Genomic DNA, 19,175 nt, shown 5'->3' on the forward strand with positions numbered 1-19,175 from the left:
GGAGCCGGGCGAACCAGGGCAATCGCATGCTCTTCAAACGTGAGCATCTCCCGGTATGGGAGTCTGGGGGTATGGGAGATTTTGCGGCAAAAAAATGCCCCCATGCACCCAAACTCCCATACGCTTCTCGCGGCCACGGCGAGCATGCGATGGCCCTGCCGGGCGAACGCGCCGGCCGGCGGTCGATGGAGAATCGGTGATTCGTTGCCGGCTCGTTGCGCGCCGTTGCGCGCAGCGCTGTATCTTCGGGGATGCCACCATCGAAGACGTTCGATACCAACCTCGTTGAGCACGCGCGAAAGGGCGATCAGAAGGCGCTACAGCAGATTCTGAGAGACCTGGAACCCGTGTTACGCGGCTTCTTCGTCAAGCGCATCGGCCAGAAGACGGAAATCGACGACCTCGTGCAGAATACGCTCCTGCGCGTCCATCACGGGCTCAAGGACCTCAAGGAGGCCGGCAGCCTGAAGGCCTTCGCCATGAAGGCCGCGCTGTTCGAACTCCAGGATCTGTACCGCGGGCGGTACCATACCCGCGAAAACCTGTTCGATCCGGAAGAGACGCCGCACGACGTGGACGCGCCGGCGCCCGACGGGTCGAGCATCGACATCGAACGCGCCCTGGCCAGCCTCTCCCCCAAGGCCCGGCGCATCATCGAACTCAAGGAATACGGCTACCGCTACGAAGAAATCGCCCGGATCGTGGATACGACGGAAGCCGCCATCAAAATGCAGGTGAAACGCGCGCTCGAGAAAATGCGCGACGCCCTGATGGCGCTCGCCGGGTTGTGGCTCTGGGTGGCGCGGGACGTCTGAGCCGGGCCGCGATCAGCCCGTTCCGAGCCAGTGATGCATGAGGATGCCGCCAGCGACCGCCACGTTGAGGGATTCGGCCCCCCGCCGCCCCTCGGCCCCGGCGATGACGACGCGGCGGCTGAGCGCCCTCCGCGCCGCGTCCGACAAACCGTGCGCCTCGCTGCCCAGCACCAGCGCCGTGCGTTCCGCCGGCGCCCAGGTCGGGATCGCTTGCCCTCCGAGATCGGCGCCCACGAGGTCGAAGCCCGCCGCGGCGAGCGAGGCCAGCAACGCCCCGAGGTCGCCGGCATCGGCCAGATCCACGTCCCACAACCCCCCCATGGTGGCGCGCATGACTTTCGGATGGTACGGGTCGGCCGTGCCCGGCCCCGTCACGATGGCGTCGAGGCCGAACCAGCCCGCGGTACGGATCAGGGTGCCGACATTTCCCGGGTCCTGCACGCCGTCCAGCACCAACAGCCGGCGTTTCTCCACCAGCGCCTCGAAGGGGAGATAGCGCGTTGGCACCACGGCGAGAATGCCCTGGGCCGTCTGCACGTCGGAAAGCTTGTCGAAGACATGTTCGGCGGCAAAGACGACCGGCGCGCCGGCGCGGCGCGCGAGGGCCGGCAGCCTCGGGTCGTTCGCCGCGCGGTCGGACGCCACCAGGTCCAGCACCGGCACCCCCGCATCGAGCACCGACTCGACGCCGCGCCACCCTTCCACCAGCGCCTGCCGCCAGGTATCGCGGCCTTTCTTGCGCAGCAAGGTCGCCAACTCCTTGCGCCGGCGATCCGAAAGACGCAGCGAATGCTCCATAATTTTTTTCTTATCGAGGCCGATCCAATGACGACTCAGGGCGTTATGAGCGACGAGGGTTTGATCCTTTGTGACGTTCTTTTACTCGAATAGCTGCTCAGCCTTTTTCAAAGATACACCCTCCGCCGATACTATGGGCGGTATATCCTGTATCTGCGATTGTATGGCTGAATACCCGGCTCCCTTCCCGCTCGCACGTGCGCTCTCAGAGGAAGTTCTGTCTACGGACGGAACGTCCGCATCCTGGTTTTTCCCTGGCCAACCTGCTCCGAATCATGCCACAGGCATGTCCGGCCGGCGACAGGAAGCGCTTCCAGCATGTGGCCTGCGCGCGGGCCTTTTTCAACGATAGGCCTCTGGCACCTGAATATGTCGAACAAGAAAGCGGTTTACGCTAATTCCAATTATAAAGAACCGGCCCCGATTCGCGACCACGAGAATCCGTTCGAGGCGATGAAGAAGCGCTTCGACATCGCCGCCGAAATTCTCAATCTTCAGGACGGGTTCTACGACTATCTCTGCACGCCCACGCGCATCCACATCACCTCCAACCCGGTCATCATGGACAACGGGCAGTTGAAGGTGTTCGAGGGCTATCGCGTCATCCACAACGAGATCCTCGGGCCGAGCAAGGGCGGGATCCGGTACGCGCCGGACCTGAACCTGGAGGAGGTCAAGGCGCTGGCCGCCTGGATGACCTGGAAATGCGCCGTGGTCAACGTCCCGTTCGGGGGCGCCAAGGGCGGGGTGATCTGCAACCCTCGCGAAATGAGCCCCGGCGAACTCGAGCGGCTCACCCGCCGGTATACCGCGAGCATGATCGATGTCTTCGGGCCGGAGCGCGACATCCCGGCGCCGGACATGAATACGAACGAGCAGATTATGGCGTGGATACTCGACACCTACGCCATGCACGTGCGCCGCACGGATAACGCCGTCGTAACGGGCAAACCGATCGCGCTGGGCGGATCGCTCGGGCGCATCGAAGCCACCGGCCGCGGCGTCATGACCGTCACGCTCGCCGCGATGGAGCGCATCAACCTGCGGCCGTCGGAGTGCACCGTGGCCGTCCAGGGCTTCGGCAACGTGGGCTCCATCGCCGCCAAACTGCTCCGCGAGCAGGGATGCAAGATTCTGGCCGTCAGCGACGTGTCCGGGGGCTACTACAACCCGAACGGGCTGGATATTCCGGCGATGATCGAATACTCCCGAGCCAACAAGAACTCGCTGGAAGGCTTCAACGGCGCCGAGCCCATCTCGAACGACGAGCTCCTCACGCTGGGCGTCGACGTGCTGGTGCCGGCCGCCAAGGAAGACCAGATCACCGTCGACAACGCCGGCCGCATCAAGGCCAAGATCATCTCGGAAGGCGCAAACGGCCCGACACTACCCGCCGCGGATGACATCCTCAACAGCAACGGCGTCCTCGTCATCCCGGACATCCTGGCGAACGCCGGCGGCGTCACGGTGTCGTATTTCGAGTGGGTGCAGGACCGCCACGGCTATTTCTGGACGCTCGACCGCGTGAATCGCCGGCTCGACCGCATGATGCGGACCGCCTTCGACACGGTGTACGACGCCGCGCAGCAATACAATGTCTCGCTGCGCATCGGTGCCTACGTGCTGGCCGTCGACAAGGTGGCCAAGGCGCTGCGGCTTCGCGGCATCTACGCCTAGGCGCTCGCCCGATCAAGGCACGCGGGCGGGACGGTATCCAGCGCGATGCCGTCCCGCCCTTTTTTTGTGCGCGCCGTCCAGGCAGGGATTTCCCGGCCCGCTCGAGACCCGGAAAACAAAGCGGGCGACTCGCGCTTTTAAGAGGTCATCCTGTCGATTCGGCCATCGGAACCCTGTGCCCATGCGCGTCGCGCTTTTTTGCTGTATCTGCTTAGGCTGGGCGCCCCTCGCGGTCGGCCAGCCCACGCACGCCGAGGCCTACGAATCCATCGCCGCAGCCTGCCTCGCTTCGGTGACCGACAGCCTCGGCGCATACGGTCTGGCCGAGATCGACCGGATGCCGTTTCTCGTCGACGGCCTCAGCGGCGCGGGCCTGAACGCCGGCCACACGGTCTACCAGGCCGACTCCCTCGGCAGCGCCCCCGTCATCCGGGTGCACATCGTAAAAGCCGGCGTATCGCTCGTCCGCGCGCGACGCCGGCGGCTGGCGCGGACGGTGACGCTGGGCCTGGAGGCTACCGTCGTCGCGCCGGACCGGCGGGTGATCGACACGATCGCGTGCGAAGACACGTATTCCGACACCATCCGGCGCTCGGAGGCCCCCGTACTGGCCACGGACGCCTATCCCGATACCCAGTCGCCTCCCGTCGAGACGCGCTGGGTGGGCCGATTCCTCGAACCCACGATCGCCGCCGGCGCCGCGATCCTGGGCGCCTATCTTTTCTTCACCCTGCGCAGCGAGCGCGCCGAGGACAGCTGAAGCATGCGCACCGGGTCTTTCTTTTCACTTGCCCTCGCGCTCGCCGGCCTCGCCTCGTGCGCCATCCCGGTATCGCCCACCGGCGGCCCGACCGACCAGACGCCGGCCGCCGTCGCGGCATCCACACCCGCCGCGCAAAGCGTCAACGTCGATGCGACGTCGATGCATATCGTCTTCTCCGAATACGTCGACCAGGCCTCGTTCGCACAGGCCATCTCGATCACCCCGGAGTTTCCCCGCCCCCCCGTGTACCGGTGGCGCAAAAAGGCAGTGACCATCGAATTTCCCGAGCCGCTGGCCGAGAATACGACGTATATCGTCACGATCGATACCAAGCTGCGCGACATGAATCGCGTCGCCCTCAAGCAGCCGATCACGCTGGCCTTCGCCACCGGCCCCGTCATCAACCGGGGCAAGATCGAGGGCCGCGTGCTCGATGCCGAGGACGGCACGCCGGTGGGTACCGTCGACATCTTCGCCTATGCCGCGCCAGATTCGCTCATCCCGGCGCCGCTTCCCGATCGGCCGGCGTACCGGACCCAGACCGACGACACCGGGCGTTTCGCCTTCGATTTTCTGAGCGAACAGCCGTATTTCGTCGTCGCGCTGCGTGACCTCAACCGCAATTTCCGCCCCGACGGCGTCGAGCCGTTCGGAGTCCCGCCGGACAGCCTCATCCGGGCCGACACGGTCAGCGTCCCCGCGGAACGCCCCTGGCTGCTGACGCAGTTGGACACCATCCCGCCGACGCTCCAGCGCGTCCGCGCGCTTTCCAGCCGGCGCCTCACGCTGCGGTTTTCGGAATCGGTGCTGTTTACGGACACCAATCCGGCGCTTTGGACCGTCCGCGACTCGGTGAGCCAGCAGCAAATCCCGGTCGAAGCCGTGTATCTGCAGCAGGAAGACCCCAGGCAGGTCTTCGTGGTGACCGCTCCGCTCTTCGCGTCACGGCACCTCATCGTGCCGGGGGGCCTGGCGGATTCCAGCCTGAATGCCGTCAGCCCCGCCGAGGTGAGCTTTTCGCCGTCGGCCGCGCCGGATACGGTGCAGGTGCGTTTTGTTGCCTTCACGCCGGCGACCACGGCGCAGGGCGCCGGCCCGCAGGTCCTCTTTCCCGGGCAATGGCCCGGCATGCGGCTCAGCGTGGCCGCATCCGCCGACGCCGTGCAGCGGATCGCCTCGCTTGTGGACTCCGCCGGCGTCGCCTACCCGTTTACCGCAGGCACGCGAGACGGCGTGACCTACGCCCTCACCCCCGAACCGCCCATCCCGCCGGGCACGCCGTTCACGCTGCGTATCGCGGGCTCCGAAGTCGGCCGGCCGGATACCGTGTTGACCCATGCCTACAGCTTCCTCTCGCCGAGCGAGCTGGGCGAACTGAGCGGCGTGGTGCAGGCCGACTCGGGCCTGACCGGAACCCCCGTCATCGCGTTGATGCCGTACCAGACACCGCCGCAGCCTATTCCCCCCGTCGCCGCCGACGCGGAGGGGCGCTTTTTGTTTTCCAACCTGCCGGCGCAGACCCGCTACCGGTTCCGCACGTTCCTGGACCGAAACGGCAACATGATCTGGGACGGAGGAGCCATCAGCCCATTCTCCTTCGCCGAGCCCCTCCACTGGAGCACCGACAGCCTCACCGTCCGCGCCCGCTGGGAAACCGAACTCGGCGACACCCTGCGGATTCGATAAGGCGAGATGCGGGCAAGATTGCGGATGCCCTTGCGTCCGAATCATCCGTATCTTAAGCACCACATCCTGCATCCCGTATCCTGCATCCCGTATCCTGCATCCGGCATCCTGCATCCCGTATCCTGCATCCCACATCCCCCCCCCCCGCACCCAGCCTCCAGCCCCCATGTCACCCATCCTGACTTCCGCCGCCATGCGGAGCGCCGATCGTGAGACCATCGAGACCTTCGGGATTCCCGGGTTCACCCTGATGGAGACGGCCGGCCGCGAGGCGGCGCGCGAGATCGAGGCGCGGTGGGGCGCCATGCCGGGGCGCAGGGTGCTGTGCCTGTGCGGCAAGGGGAATAACGGGGGGGATGGATACGTCGTGGCGCGCGTCCTGCATGCGCGCGGCGCGCAGGTCGCGGTTGGATCGATGGCCGGCGCCGACCACCTCCCGCCGGACGCCGGCTTGAATCTGCGCCTGCTCGAGCAGCTGGTCGCCGCCGACCCGGAGCGGATGACGCTGTTCGATCTCACCGCGCCCGACGCGCTGGCCGCCTACGGAGCCGTCGACCTGATCGTCGACGCCCTGCTCGGCACGGGGCTGACCCGCGCCCTGAGCGAACCCTATCAACGGATCGCCGACTGGATCAACGCCACGGGGCGGACCGTAGTCGCGCTCGACATCCCCTCCGGCCTGAACAGCGATACCGGAGCGGCCCAGGGGAGCCCGGTGCGTGCGAACGGGACGGTGACGATGGGAGCGTTGAAGGCCGGACTCCTGCTCGGCGACGGCCCCGACGCCGCCGGCTGGATCCAAACCGTCGACATCGGCATCCCGCCGCACATCCTGGCCCGGGCGGCCGGCGAACCGGGGTGCGCGCGGCTGACGACCGACGCCGCCGTTCGCGCCCTGCTGCCGACGCGGGCGCGCAACGCCTACAAGTATAGCGTGGGGACGGCGCTGGTCGTCGCCGGATCGGTCGGATTCACCGGCGCCGCCGCGATGGCGTCGCTGGCCGCGGCGCGGTCCGGGGCCGGCGCGGTGATCTGCGCATCGCCGGCCAGGGCGCAGGCCGTGCTGGCTGTCAAGCTCACCGATATCATGACGGCACCGCTCCCCGCCAACGCAGACGGCATCGAGAGCGACGCGGCCATCGAGGCGCTGGCCGGCCCGCTGGAAAAGGCGCGGGCCATCCTCGTAGGCCCCGGCCTTGGCCGGCACCCGGGCACCCGCGCGTTCGTGAAGGCGCTGCTGCGCGACATCGCGCTGCCGGCGGTGATCGACGCCGACGGCCTCTTCGCGCTGGCCGAGATGGAGCCCGAGATCGCGGCCCTCTCCGCCGGCCGATGGATCCTGACGCCGCACCAGGGAGAATTCAGGCGGCTGGCCGGCCGCGACGTCGATTTCAGCGATCGGATCGCGCTCGCGAGCGCCTATGCGCAGCGCTGGCAGAGCGTCCTCATCCTGAAAGGCATGCCCAGCGTGGTGGGCGCGCCGGACGGCAGCGTGTACATCAACGGCACCGGCAATCCCCTGCTGGCGACGGCTGGAACTGGCGACGTTCTGGCCGGTCTATGCACAGGCTTCCTTGCGCAAGGCCTCTCGCCCCTCCACGCCGCCCTGTGCGCACTTCACCTCGGCGGAGCCGCTGCCGACCGTCATGCCGAATCGGTCAACCCCCGCGCCATGATGGCCAGCGACCTGGTCGATCAGCTACCTTACCTCTTTCGTACCCGTTTTTCTCTCGATTCATGAACCGCGCTCGTCTTCTCGCGATCGGCTGGACCCTGGGCATCCTGCTGGCCTGCTCCATTCCCGGCAACGACATTCCAAAAATCGATTTCGACCTGCTTCGCCCGGACAAGATCGTCCATTTTTCGCTGTTTCTGGGTTTCGGATGGTTATGGCTGAGCGCCACGCCGCGCACCTACCGTTTCCGTTTCCCGATCGTCATCGGCCTGGGCGTGCTGTATGCGATCGGCACCGAGATCTATCAGGGCCTTCTGCCGTGGGACCGCACGCCCGACGTCTTCGACGCGCTGGCGAACATCCTCGGCCTGAGCACCGCCGCCGGCCTGTTTCGATGGCAGGAGCGCCGGCAAGCCGCGTAACGCCGCGAGCAACTTTCGGCCGCGCCGTTGGTCCATAAAGACAGATACACGACAGGGAAATCAGGAAAGCCGTGCCCCGGCATTGATCTTCCGACAATCCCTTCACTATCTTAAGGGCCCGCCAGAACGGGCATTCCCTTCATTTTAGTGTTGACGTGCGCCCATGCCTTTAAGAAAAACCGACAAAGCAAACCTGCGCGGCCAGTACCACCTGTTTGTACAGGTAGGTCTCGTGGCTGCGCTCGGGCTGCTGATCGCGGCGTTCAAGCTCGATTTTGCGCCTGAAACCAGCTTCCAGGTGGTCGAAGTCCAGCAGGAAATCGTCCAGATGGAAGAGATCCAGCAGACCAAGCAGGTCGAAAAGCCGCCACCGCCGCCGAAGCCGCCGGTCCCTGTCGAAGTCCCGGACGACGAAATCCTCGACGACGAGGACCTGGACCTTGACGTATCGCTCGAGCTCGACGAAGAAATCGTGAACCTCCCGCCGCCGCCTCCGGCCGCCGAGGAAGAGGAAGAAGAGGAAGCGGAAATCTTCATGATCGTGGAAGACATGCCGGAGTTGATCGGCGGTCTCGGATCGATCCAGAGCAAGATTCGCTATCCTGAAATCGCCAAGAAAGCCGGCGTGGAAGGGCGTGTGTTCGTCCAGTTCGTCGTAGGCGTCAACGGCGAAGTCCTCGATCCGGTTGTCGTGCGCGGCATCGGCGCCGGCTGCGACGAAGAAGCCGTTCGCGCCGTGAGCCAGGCCAAGTTCAAGCCGGGCCGTCAGCGCGGCAAGGCGGTGCCTGTAAAGATGTCGCTGCCGATCACCTTCAAGCTGAAATAACGCCTGGGGCCTGATCGACCGAATTACCGCCCTCTCCGGCTTGCCGGAGGGGGCTTTTTTTATGTATTCGGGCTGATGGACCGCACCGATCCGTCGGCGGTGGCGACCAGCACTTCGTCCGCCATGCCGATAAACAGTCCGTGCTCCAGCACGCCGGGGATGGCCTGGAGTTCGACGGCGAGGGCTGCGGGGTCTTCGATGGGGGGAAACCGGGCATCCACGATCCACATCCCCTGATCGGTTACGACAGGGCCATCCTTGCGGACGGCCATCCGGAGTACCGGCTCGGCGCCGAGCCGCTTCAACGCGCGACTCACCGGCGTGAGGGCCATCGGCAGCACTTCGACGGGCACGGCCCGCGTGGCGCCGAGACGATCGACCAGCTTGGAATCGTCGACCAGCGCCACGAAGCGCAGCGCCTGGCCGGCTACGATCTTTTCCCGGGTGTGCGCCGCCCCGCCGCCCTTGATCATGTTGAAGCCGGGATCGACCTCATCGGCGCCGTCGAGGGCCAGGTCGAGGGCATCCAGGTCGTCGAGCGTCGCCAGCGGGATGCCGAAGGAGCGGGCGCGTTGCTCTGCCGCAAAGGATGTGGGCACGCCGACGACCGCCAGTCCTTCTTCACGCACGCGCCGGCCAATCGCCTCGATGGCATACGCCGTCGTCGATCCCGTACCCAGTCCGAGGCGCATGCCATCCTGCACGAGGCGCGCGGCGGCCTCGCCGACGGCGCGCTTGGCCGCATCTTGCTGCGAATGATCCATGGTTATATAGTGACGTTACGCCCGGTAGCGAGGCGAGCTATGGATACACGATGCGCGATGGTTACCGAAAAACCGAGTGTTTGATCGGCGACCCTGCATCCCTGTATCCGGCATCGGAAGACCTGAGGCTATGGTGCGTAAGATCGGTTAGGTCGTTGAGAGGCCAATGCGCTACTCGTAGCGCAGCGATTCGATCGGATCCAGACGCGCCGCCTTGAGCGCGGGAAAGCCGCCGAAGACAAGAGAAATGAACGTGACCATGACGATCCCGATGATCGCCCAGGTCCACGGAAAGACCGCCCGGATATCGAAATACAGGGCTACGCCGTTGCCGACCATGGCGCCGAGCAGAATCCCGATCAGGCCGCCGATCTGGCACAGGAAGAAGGCTTCCAGCAGAAACTGGCGCATGATGTCCTTGCGCCGGGCGCCGATCGATTTGCGGATGCCGATCTCGCGGGTGCGCTCGGTGACCGACACGAGCATGATGTTCATGATGCCGATGCCGGCGGCGAGCAGGGAGATCAATCCGATGCCGGCGCCGCCCATCCGGAGGACGCCCGTGAAGGCGTCGAAAAAGCTCTGGAAGGTGTCGTTGGTGGCAATCTCGAAGTTATTTTCCTCGCCCGGAGGCACCTTGCGGATGACGCGCATGCGCCCGATCGCTTCCTCCATCGCAGCCCCCAGCATCATCGGGTCGTGGACGCGCAGGCTGACGCTGCCGATGTTGCGATCGGTGCTTCCATAGAGCGTAAAGAGCCGCGTGATCGGGGCGATGAGCCGATTGTCCTGGTTGAAGCCGAGGAAGCTGCCCTTCTCCGCCATGACCCCGATCACTTCATACCGATGCCCGTCCATGCGGATCGATTTTCCCAGCGGCGACTCGCTGGGAAAGAGCTCTTCGGCGAGCGGCTTGCCGATCACGATGACGGAGCGGGCATATTGCACGTCCTGATCCGTCAGAAAACGACCGGATTCCAGTTCATAGCTGAAGTTGCCCAGGAAATTCTGATCGCTCCCGAGCAGCACCAGGTTGGGCTCCGTTTCGCGGTTCTCGTACCGGACGGCTCCGAAATGAAAATCCTCCAGGATGCTGACGCTGACCGGCAGCTCCATCACGTCGGAGAGCCGATCGATCTGCTCGTAGGTCAGGTTGGGGCGATTGCGCTCGTCGCGCCGGCCGCCGTCCACGCGGATCTGCGGATAGCGGGTGATATTGAAGGTAGAGGACCCGAGAAATTGCATCGAGTCCTTGAAATACACATCGATCACCTCGACCGCCGTGACGGACACGATGATGGCGAACACCCCGATGATCATCCCCAACAGCGTCAGGAACGACCGCATCTTGTTCGCCCGGAGGGCGCCCATCGCCATGCGAAACGCTTCGCCGAATCCCATTTTTTGCGGTTCAAAGATTAAGGTTCAACGTCCAAGGGCCCCGGGCTTCGGATTCAGGGCCCGCGCCTTGAACCTGCAGCCTGGAACCTTGAACCAGCGACTCACTCATACCGCAGCGCCTCGATGGGTTCCGCTTTCGCGGCGCTCCACGCCGGCGCCAGGCCAAAAATCACCCCGACGAGCACGCAGATCACAAACGCCATCACGACCGTGCTGATCGGGAGGATGGCGGTGATGAAGGCGTTGATCACGGCGGTGGCGATCAGGGCGAGCATGACGCCGAGGGCGCCTCCGAGGAGGCAGATGACGACGGCCTCGATGAGAAACTGGGTAAGGATGGTGCGCCGGCGCGCGCCGATCGCCTTTCGGATGCCGATCTCGCGGGTGCGCTCCTTCACCGAAACGAACATGATGTTCATGACACCGATGCCGCCGACCAGCAGCGCCAGCGCCGTCAGAAAGATCCCGATCACATAGATGGTCAGCTTGACCGGCGCCATCTGCTCGCGGAGGCTCTTCTGCTCGTTGATCTCGAAATTGTTTTCCTCGCGCGCATCCTGCTTGCGCGCCGCACGGACGATGCCGGTCAGCTCGTCGCGCGCCGGGTCGATCAGATCCGAATTGGCGACCTTGACGCGCACCGACACACTCCGTTCGCTGATGCCGAAGTGATTCTTGAAGGCGGAGATGGGAATCTTCACCACCATGTCGCTTCCGCCCTGCCCCTCGGCGTCGGATCCCTTCTGCGCCAGGACGCCGATCACCTGAAACCGGATGCCGGAGATGCGCACAAATTTGCCGACCGGCTCCTCGATCGGAAACAGCTCGCTCGCGATCTTCGATCCGATCACGCAGACGCTTCGGGCCCCGCGCTCCTCGACATCGCTAAAAAAGCGGCCGGCCTGCAGATCGACCGTGAAGACCTCCGGATAGCGCGCGCTCGACCCTTCGATGCCGACGCCGGAGAGCGTCTTGCTGCCGAAGCGAACCGCGCGGCTCGTATTGACCACCGGCACCGCCGCCACGGCGTAGCGCGAGCGCTCCTGGATCACGTCGGCCAGTTCGGCCCTGATATCCGGCCGGTTGATGTAGTTCCACCACTTGAAACCGGGCCCCGAAGCCCAGGGCCATTTCTCGATGTAGAGCACGTCCGCCCCGAGTTCCGAGAGCTGCGACTCGAAGTTCTGCTCGAGCCCGTTGATGACGGTCGCCATCGCGGTGACGGAGGTGATGCCGATGACGATGCCGAGCGTGGTCAGGATCGAACGCAGCTTGTTCGTGCTGATGGCGCCCAGCGCAATACGCAGTCCCTCGAAGATTTCCTGGAAAATGTACACGGAACGAAGAGGTTGGGATGGCGATCGCCGCGATCGAAACGAGGATAAAAACCGTTCGGGATACGCCCTGACGGGGTGTGATGTTGCGTAACGATCAGAGCTCCTTCTCCAGCTGGAGTCGGTAATCGCGATAAACAGGGTTGTAATCGGCGCGGATCACCCGGAATCCTTCCGCCAGGCCCAGTACCGTCATGCCCGGGTGCTTGTTCGGAAAGGTATCGTAGATGAAGCGGGCGTACCCCATGGTCCGCACCCGATCGAGCATGTCGTAGAGGAGGATGCGGGCCACACCCTGCCGGCGGAAGGCCGGCAGCACGCCCCCCTTGGCGCTGTAGAAGGTATCCCGCCCGTATTTGTATCCGATCTTGAAACCCACCGGCAGCCCTTCGTACGTGGCGAGCAGCATTAGCAGATCGTCGCGGTCGAACGTATTGATGATGCGTTCTTCCTGGAAGATGGCCGTATTCAGGGCGCGGATGACATCGAGGCGATCCATGGAAACTTCTTCCACCGTCACCCCGGCAAAGGAAGTCGGTTTTCCCATCGTCAGACGGTCGTGTGGGTCCGAATGGCTCATGGCGCGGTGCGGTCAAAAAGGCAGCAGGGCCGTGTCGTCAGGTTCAGCGTCGGGGGGCGGGGCGCCTTCGTCGAGGAGCGACCAGGGTTCGAGCACGGATTCCGGCACGTCCTCTACGAAACGGCTTGGATTGGTTAGAATCTCGCCCACATGCCGGCGGTGTTGCAAGACAGGGTACGAGATAAAGAGCCGCTGCTCGGCCCGGGTTATCGCTACATACATCAGACGCAGTTCTTCGTCCAACGATTCGACGTCCTTCAGGGCATAGCCGGACGGCAGGATGCCATCGAGCGCGTGCAATAAAAATACCGTATCGAATTCCAGCCCTTTCGCCGAGTGGATCGTGGAGAGGATGAGGGGCGCCTCGTCGTCGTCGACCGGGTCGGTGTCGAGCGCGGTCAGTTCGATGGGATCCAGGGCGAGCGAGGAAAGGAAGGTCGCGCGATCGCTGAAATTCTGCGTCAGGGCGGCGACATGCTCGAGGTCCTGCTGGCGTTTCGGGTAGTCCTCGTAATAGGCTTTTTTGAGGAGCGGTTCGTAATGCAGGAGGATGCGCTCGATCTGTTCAGAGAGGGTCGGCGGGGCCTGGTGGAGCGCGCGCAACAGCTGGAACAGCTCCTGCAGCTTTTCCGCATACCGCGGCGAAAAAGGCCGCTCTTCCAGCATGAAAGGCTCCGGCCGATCTTCCGTAACCCAGACGGCCAGATCGCGCGCCGTCTTGGGGCCCACGCCTTCGAGCAGCTGGAGCATGCGGTGCCAGGCCACGGCGTCTTTGGGGTTTTCCAGCACGCGCAGGTAGGCGAGCACATCCTTTACGTGTGCGGCCTCGCTGAGCTTCATGCCGCCGTATTTGACATAGGGAATGCCCCGGCGGTTCAGTTCGACTTCCAGGTCGTAGGAGTTGAAACTGCTGCGGAAGAGGACGGCCATCCGGTTGAGCGGCACGCCCTCCTCGCGGAGTTCGAGCAGCATCTGACAGACAAAACGGCTCTCGAACCGGTCGTCCGGCGCCGCGACGAGGCCCGGCAGGTCGCCGCCATCCCGCCGGGTGAAGAGCCGTTTGTCGTATTTGCGCTGCGCCTTCCCGATAACATAGTTCGCCAGGTCGAGGATCGACTGGGTGGAGCGGTAATTTTGTTCGAGCTTGAGCAGCTTCGTCCCCTGGAAGCGCTCGGGAAAGGCGAAGATGTTGCCCGCGTCGGCGCCGCGAAACCGGTAGATGCTCTGGGCGTCGTCGCCGACGGCCATCACGTTGCCGTGTACGGACGCGAGGTGTTGGACGAGGGTAGCCTGCAGGCGATTCGTGTCCTGGTATTCGTCGACCAGGATATGCCGGCACCCCGCCGATACGCGCCGGCGTACATCGGCATCCTGCCCCAGGAGCACTTCGGCATAATAGAGCAGGTCGTCGTAATTCATCAGGCCATGTTCGCGCTTGTAGCCGACATAGTCTTCGTGGAGCTGGTAGAGCGCTTCGAGGTGATCGAGGAATTGCGGGTAGCTCGTGGCGAGCAGGTCGTCCAGGTCGAGCTCGCGGTTGGTCATCGTGGAGAAGAGCGCCTGCAGCGTCTTCTTTCGCGGGAATCGGACGCTGGACTTGTGGAGGCCGCGCGCGGTGCGCAACACGTCGATCACATCCGCATCGTCGGAGGCGTCGAGGATATTGAAGCGGGTGGAGAAGCCGACCGCGCCGGCGTATTCGCGGAGCAGGGTGAGGCAGAAGGCATGAAACGTTCCGCCGCGGACCCGGTTACACCGACCATCCAGCAGCGCGCTCGCCCGCGCAAGCATCTCGCGGGCGGCTCGCCGCGTAAAGGTGAGCAGTACGATATGCTCGGGCAGGGTGCCGGTCTCCACGAGATACGCCACGCGATAGACCAGGGTGCGTGTCTTCCCCGTGCCGGCGCCGGCAACCACGAGCACCGGCCCCCCGGACGCCGTCGCCGCCGCGTACTGCTGCTCGTTCAGCTCCGCCGCATAGGGGATGCTGAGCTGGGCGTGTGTCGAGGGATCAGCCTTAAGTACGAAGCGCCGCGCCATAACCTGTGGGGAATGCGTCGTTGGTGACAACGCGCGTGATCGGGGGGAGTTCAAAGATCCCGCACCCGCACAAAAGTTCAAAACCGTTACAAGCCCGGGGACGAATGTCCGGCGCAATGCTGGCGTCACTCCGGCTTTGTTCATACATTCCAAGCTAGCCCCGCCGCGGCCCTGATCCAATCAGGCAGGAGGCAGGATACCTTTTGGGAAGGAAGCAGCAACCTTCAGTCCCGGGGGCGCTCGCTCATCGCGTTGAAACCAGCTGTACCATTCTCATGGGAAAAGTCATCGCTGTTGCGAATCAAAAAGGGGGCGTTGGCAAGACAACCACAGCGATCAACCTGGCTTCGTCGCTGGCCGCTACCGAGCATCCGACCCTGCTGATCGATATCGATCCGCAGGCGAACTGCACGTCGGGCGTGGGGATCGACCCGCGAACGGCCGAAGCCTCCACGTACGAAGTCCTGATCGGCCAGACGACCCCGGAAGAGGGCGCCCGTCCGACGGACATGCCTTTCCTCGATATCGTCCCGAGCCATATCAACCTGGTGGGCGCCGAGATCGAGATGATCGATGTCGAGGAGCGCGAGAGCATTCTGAAGAAGGCGGTCGAGCGCGCGCGGAGGAAATACGACTTTATCGTCATCGACTGCCCGCCGTCGCTGGGGCTGCTGACGCTCAACTCGCTGACGGCGGCGGACTCGGTGCTCATCCCGGTGCAGACTGAATATTTTGCGCTCGAAGGGCTCGGCCAGCTGCTGAACACGATCAAGCTCGTGCGCCAGCATCTGAACCCCGAACTGGAGATCGAAGGCGTGCTGCTCACGATGTACGATGCGCGGCTGCGGCTGTCCAACCAGGTGGCCGAGGAAGTGCGCCGCTATTTCGGCGAGAAGGTGTTCGGCACGATCGTGCAGCGGAACGTGCGCATCTCCGAGGCGCCCAGCTTCGGGAAACCCGTCCTTCTGTACGATGCGACGAGCCAGGGCGCGCGGAATTATATCGCGTTGGCCCGGGAGATCCTGCACAACAACCGGGCTTTTCTCCAGGCGGAAGACTATGACGACGATCGGGCTCCCCACGCCGGATCGCGTGAACAGGATGCACCGCTGCCGGATAACTCCTCCACGCCGGCGAACGGCTTCGCTCTCTGATCGCCTCTCCCGAGATCGTCGCCTCCCGTATTTCCGATTTTTCGTATGGCCAAGAAAGTAGCCCTTGGGCGTGGCTTGAACGCCCTGTTACCCGACGCCGGCTCCGGCGGCGAGACCGACGAAGCATCCGGCGAACCCCGGCCGGGCCGGCGTTCCGCCCCCGAACGGGGTCGGGCCGGATCGGTGGCGGAGGTCGACATCGACCACATCCGCCCCAACCCCTACCAGCCGCGCAAAACGTTTGACGAGGATGCCCTCGACGAGCTGTCGGCGTCGATCCAGCAGCTGGGCATCATCCAGCCGATCACCGTCCGGCACCTGGGCGATGGCCACTACGAACTCATCTCCGGCGAGCGCCGCCTTCGCGCCGCGCGCCGCGCCGAACTCAAGCAGATCCCGGCCTTCGTCCGCGAGGCGGACACCGAGGCGATGCTGGAGATGGCCATCGTGGAGAACGTCCAACGGGAAGCGCTCAACCCGATGGAGGTGGCCCTCGGCTACCAGCGCCTGATCGAGGAATGCAGCCTCACCCAGGAAAATGTCGCGCAAAAGGTGGGCAAGAACCGGGCGACGGTCGCCAACTTCCTGCGCCTCCTCAAGCTGCCGCCGCGGGTACAGGCCGCGCTCCGGGACCAGTCGATCACGATGGGCCATGCGCGGGCGCTCATCACGGTCGACGACGAAGACGCGCAGGTGGACATCCTCAACGCCCTCCTGCAGGACGGCCTCTCGGTACGCGACGTGGAAGAGCGCGTCCGCGCCTGGCAGCATGCGAAACTGGCGCCGGCGAAAAAGGAATCCTCGGCGAAGCCGGATCCCGATCCGTTCGCCCGCTCCGATCGCGACCAGCTGCAGATTCAGGCGCTCGGCTCCCGGCTGCGTACGCGTCTGAGCACCCAGGTGCATATCAAGAACAAGAAGGGAGCGGAAGGCGGCCGCATCGAGATCGAATACTACACGACCGAAGATCTCGAGCGGCTCATGGAGCTGCTCCTGGGGCATTGATCCTCCGCAAGCAGCCGCGCGTCATGCGCCATCATCTCGTCGTTTTCCTGCTGTGCCTCCTACCGGGCCGTCTTGCGCTGGCGCAGGGGGCGGACAGCGTGAGCGCCGCCGCCCGGCCGGCGTGGCTCGAGCGGCACGATCCCGATCTGGCGCTCAAACGCTCGCTGATGGTGCCGGGGCTCGGCCAGATCTATAACCGGCAATACTGGAAAGTGCCGATCGTGTATGCCGGCATCGGCGGGGCCGTTTCGCTCGCGATCTATTTCGGCGCCCAGCATCGCCTCTATACGCGCGCCTATCAGTACCGCGGCTGGCAGCAGCAACTCGAGGAAGGCGAGCCGCATCCGTTCCCGGAATATGCCGATGAATACGCGCGCGTCGTCGCCGACATCGGCCAGGGCCAGGACATCTCGGCGTCGAGCCTGAAACCCTTCCGAGATAAATTTCGACGCAACCGTGACCTTTCTCTTTTTGGCGTCGGCTTAGTGTATGGGCTGGCCGCCCTCGACGCCTTTATCAGCGCGCATCTTCTCGAATTCGATGTCGGCGAAGATCTGACGGCATCTGTTGTGCCGTTCGCCGGCGGTCAGGGTGTGTCGATCAGGGTAACCTGGTAACACACGTCCCCTCCAAAACATCTACGATGGCGGCTTGCCGTCATCGGTTCAGGTATCGCGCACCGGGGCCCCGGTTGAGTGCCCGCATGTCGATGCCCGGAAAACGTATCGAGCCGCCTCGCTCAACAGCATGCACGAGGCGGCGCCCATTAGGAATCGACCTGCAGAGCACCAGACTCACCTTGCTTCCACCGCCGGCGCTGGGACCGGCTGCCGGAAGCATCCAAAAACCTCCACAGGACGTCCGTTGAAGCCACATATGAACCAAAATCAGCCCATGCCCGGTTTCGGGCTCCCGCGCGCGCAGGCCGTCGTCAAGGAAGAACCTACGCTGTTTACCAAGACGCATCGGTTTTTTGACCCCGCCGGCGATTACGCGCAGGTCAAGAAGGCGGACCTGTATCCGTACTTCCGCCCGATCGAGCGCAACGAGGGAACGCGCGCCATCATGCATGGCCGCGAGCTCATCATGGCCGGCTCGAACAACTACCTCGGTCTCACGTCCGACCCGCGCGTCAAGGAGGCCGCCATGCAGGCCATCCGCCAGTACGGCTCCGGCTGCACGGGCAGTCGCTTCCTGAACGGCACGCTGGACATCCACCTCGAACTCGAGGAACGCCTCGCCCGCTTCATGGGCAAGGAAGCGTGTATCCTGTATTCGACGGGGTACATGACGAACCAGGGCGTGATTCAGGCCATCGCCAGCAAGGGCGATGTCGTGTTCTCCGACAAGGACAACCACGCCTGCATCGTCGCCGGCACCCAGGTGAGCCTGGCCGAGACGTCGCGTTTCCGGCACAACGACATCGATCAGCTGCGCATCCTCCTCGAACGCGTCAGCAACGAGCGCCCGAACGCCGGCAAGCTGATCGTCACCGACGGCGTCTTCTCGATGAGCGGCATCATCGCGCGCATCCCGGAGCTCGTCGAACTCGCCGAAACCTACAACGCCGCGCTCATGCTGGACGACGCGCACGCCGTCGGCGTGATCGGCCCGGGCGGCCGCGGCTCCGCGGCCTCGTTCGGCCTGACCGACAGCGCGCACATGATCACCGGGACGTTCTCCAAGAGCTTTGCCTCGCTCGGGGGGTTCTGTGTCGGCGACCACGACGTCATCGAATACATCCGTCACACCAGCTCCGCCCACATCTTCAGCGCGTCGATGCCGCCGGCCAACGTCGCCACGGTGCTCAAGTGCCTCGAAATCCTCGAGGAAGAGCCCGAGCGCGTCGAACGGCTCTGGGAGATTTCGGACTACATGCGCGACGGGTTCCGGAACGCCGGCTTCAACGTGTGGAACAGCCAGACCCCGATCATCCCGGTCGTCGTGGGCGACATGTACACGTGTTTCCAGTTCTGGACCGACCTGCTCGACGAAGGCGTGTTCGCCAACGCGGTCGTCCCGCCGGCCGTGCCGCCGGGGCAGGCGCTCATGCGCACCTCGTACATGGCGACGCATACAAACGAGGAACTCGACTTCATCCTCGACGCGTTCCGTCGTGTTGGCATCAAGAACGGCGTGATCGCATCGAACGGCACGGCCGCCTGATCACCCCCTAAACCGCGTTCGTCCCTCATGGAGGTTGCAGCCACTGCATCGCCATCGAAGCCGTCGTCG

At 64.4% G+C, this 19,175-nt stretch carries 17 protein-coding genes; 11 read left to right on the forward strand and 6 right to left on the reverse strand.

Features of this window, described 5'->3' with window-relative positions:
- Positions 1–251: 251 nt before the first annotated feature.
- Entirely contained in the window at positions 252–815 is a 564-nt protein-coding gene (locus R2834_09965; protein ID MEZ4700642.1) for an RNA polymerase sigma factor, read from the forward strand.
- Positions 816–827: 12 nt separating this feature from the next.
- On the opposite strand, the gene R2834_09970 is transcribed toward R2834_09965, so the two are convergent.
- The gene (locus R2834_09970; protein MEZ4700643.1) at positions 828–1,613 is read right to left on the reverse strand and encodes an RNA methyltransferase; all 786 of its coding nucleotides are present in this window, start codon (positions 1,611–1,613) and stop codon (positions 828–830) included.
- A 453-nt stretch (positions 1,614–2,066) separates the two neighbouring features.
- On the opposite strand from R2834_09970, the gene R2834_09975 reads away from it, so the two are divergent.
- The 6 genes from R2834_09975 to R2834_10000 all read left to right on the forward strand — a co-directional run bounded on the left by R2834_09975 (position 2,067) and on the right by R2834_10000 (position 8,662).
- Complete coding sequence (locus R2834_09975; GenBank protein MEZ4700644.1) at positions 2,067–3,290, forward strand: Glu/Leu/Phe/Val dehydrogenase; 1,224 nt, start codon at positions 2,067–2,069, stop codon at positions 3,288–3,290.
- Between the two features lie 181 nt (positions 3,291–3,471).
- Complete coding sequence (locus tag R2834_09980; GenBank protein ID MEZ4700645.1) at positions 3,472–4,050, forward strand: hypothetical protein; 579 nt, start codon at positions 3,472–3,474, stop codon at positions 4,048–4,050.
- A 3-nt stretch (positions 4,051–4,053) separates the two neighbouring features.
- Positions 4,054–5,739: an Ig-like domain-containing protein gene (locus tag R2834_09985; protein ID MEZ4700646.1), complete on the forward strand. Its 1,686-nt coding sequence runs from the start codon at positions 4,054–4,056 to the stop codon at positions 5,737–5,739.
- Between the two features lie 166 nt (positions 5,740–5,905).
- Positions 5,906–7,480 carry an NAD(P)H-hydrate dehydratase gene (locus tag R2834_09990; protein MEZ4700647.1) on the forward strand — a complete coding sequence of 525 codons (1,575 nt, stop codon included), beginning with the start codon at positions 5,906–5,908 and terminating at the stop codon, positions 7,478–7,480.
- Positions 7,477–7,836, forward strand: coding sequence for a VanZ family protein (locus R2834_09995; protein ID MEZ4700648.1), 360 nt, complete (start codon positions 7,477–7,479; stop codon positions 7,834–7,836). The genes R2834_09990 and R2834_09995 overlap by 4 nt, the downstream gene beginning before the upstream one ends.
- A 163-nt stretch (positions 7,837–7,999) precedes the next feature.
- Positions 8,000–8,662: an energy transducer TonB gene (locus R2834_10000; protein ID MEZ4700649.1), complete on the forward strand. Its 663-nt coding sequence runs from the start codon at positions 8,000–8,002 to the stop codon at positions 8,660–8,662.
- Positions 8,663–8,721: 59 nt separating this feature from the next.
- Here the strand turns inward: R2834_10000 and rpiA are convergent, their stop codons facing one another.
- The 5 genes from rpiA to R2834_10025 form a co-directional block, all read right to left on the reverse strand.
- On the reverse strand, positions 8,722–9,426 hold the full coding sequence (rpiA, locus tag R2834_10005; protein ID MEZ4700650.1) for a ribose-5-phosphate isomerase RpiA: 705 nt from the start codon (positions 9,424–9,426) through the stop codon (positions 8,722–8,724).
- Between the two features lie 171 nt (positions 9,427–9,597).
- Entirely contained in the window at positions 9,598–10,827 is a 1,230-nt protein-coding gene (locus R2834_10010) for an ABC transporter permease (protein MEZ4700651.1), read from the reverse strand.
- Positions 10,828–10,928: 101 nt separating this feature from the next.
- Positions 10,929–12,164 carry an ABC transporter permease gene (locus R2834_10015; GenBank protein MEZ4700652.1) on the reverse strand — a complete coding sequence of 412 codons (1,236 nt, stop codon included), beginning with the start codon at positions 12,162–12,164 and terminating at the stop codon, positions 10,929–10,931.
- A 94-nt stretch (positions 12,165–12,258) separates the two neighbouring features.
- Positions 12,259–12,741 carry a GNAT family N-acetyltransferase gene (locus R2834_10020; protein ID MEZ4700653.1) on the reverse strand — a complete coding sequence of 161 codons (483 nt, stop codon included), beginning with the start codon at positions 12,739–12,741 and terminating at the stop codon, positions 12,259–12,261.
- 12 nt (positions 12,742–12,753) lie between these two features.
- Positions 12,754–14,781 carry an ATP-dependent helicase gene (locus R2834_10025; protein ID MEZ4700654.1) on the reverse strand — a complete coding sequence of 676 codons (2,028 nt, stop codon included), beginning with the start codon at positions 14,779–14,781 and terminating at the stop codon, positions 12,754–12,756.
- A gap of 275 nt (positions 14,782–15,056) precedes the next feature.
- Here R2834_10025 and R2834_10030 point away from each other — a divergent pair, with 275 nt between their 5' ends.
- The 4 genes from R2834_10030 to R2834_10045 all read left to right on the forward strand — a co-directional run bounded on the left by R2834_10030 (position 15,057) and on the right by R2834_10045 (position 19,106).
- Entirely contained in the window at positions 15,057–15,935 is an 879-nt protein-coding gene (locus R2834_10030; GenBank protein ID MEZ4700655.1) for an AAA family ATPase, read from the forward strand.
- A 75-nt stretch (positions 15,936–16,010) separates the two neighbouring features.
- The gene (locus R2834_10035; protein MEZ4700656.1) at positions 16,011–16,940 is read left to right on the forward strand and encodes a ParB/RepB/Spo0J family partition protein; all 930 of its coding nucleotides are present in this window, start codon (positions 16,011–16,013) and stop codon (positions 16,938–16,940) included.
- Positions 16,941–16,963: 23 nt separating this feature from the next.
- Positions 16,964–17,557 carry a DUF5683 domain-containing protein gene (locus R2834_10040; protein ID MEZ4700657.1) on the forward strand — a complete coding sequence of 198 codons (594 nt, stop codon included), beginning with the start codon at positions 16,964–16,966 and terminating at the stop codon, positions 17,555–17,557.
- A gap of 259 nt (positions 17,558–17,816) precedes the next feature.
- Positions 17,817–19,106 carry a pyridoxal phosphate-dependent aminotransferase family protein gene (locus R2834_10045; protein ID MEZ4700658.1) on the forward strand — a complete coding sequence of 430 codons (1,290 nt, stop codon included), beginning with the start codon at positions 17,817–17,819 and terminating at the stop codon, positions 19,104–19,106.
- Positions 19,107–19,175: the final 69 nt, after the last annotated feature.

This window comes from Rhodothermales bacterium (genome assembly GCA_041391505.1).
GTDB lineage: Bacteria > Bacteroidota > Rhodothermia > Rhodothermales > JAHQVL01 > JAWKNW01.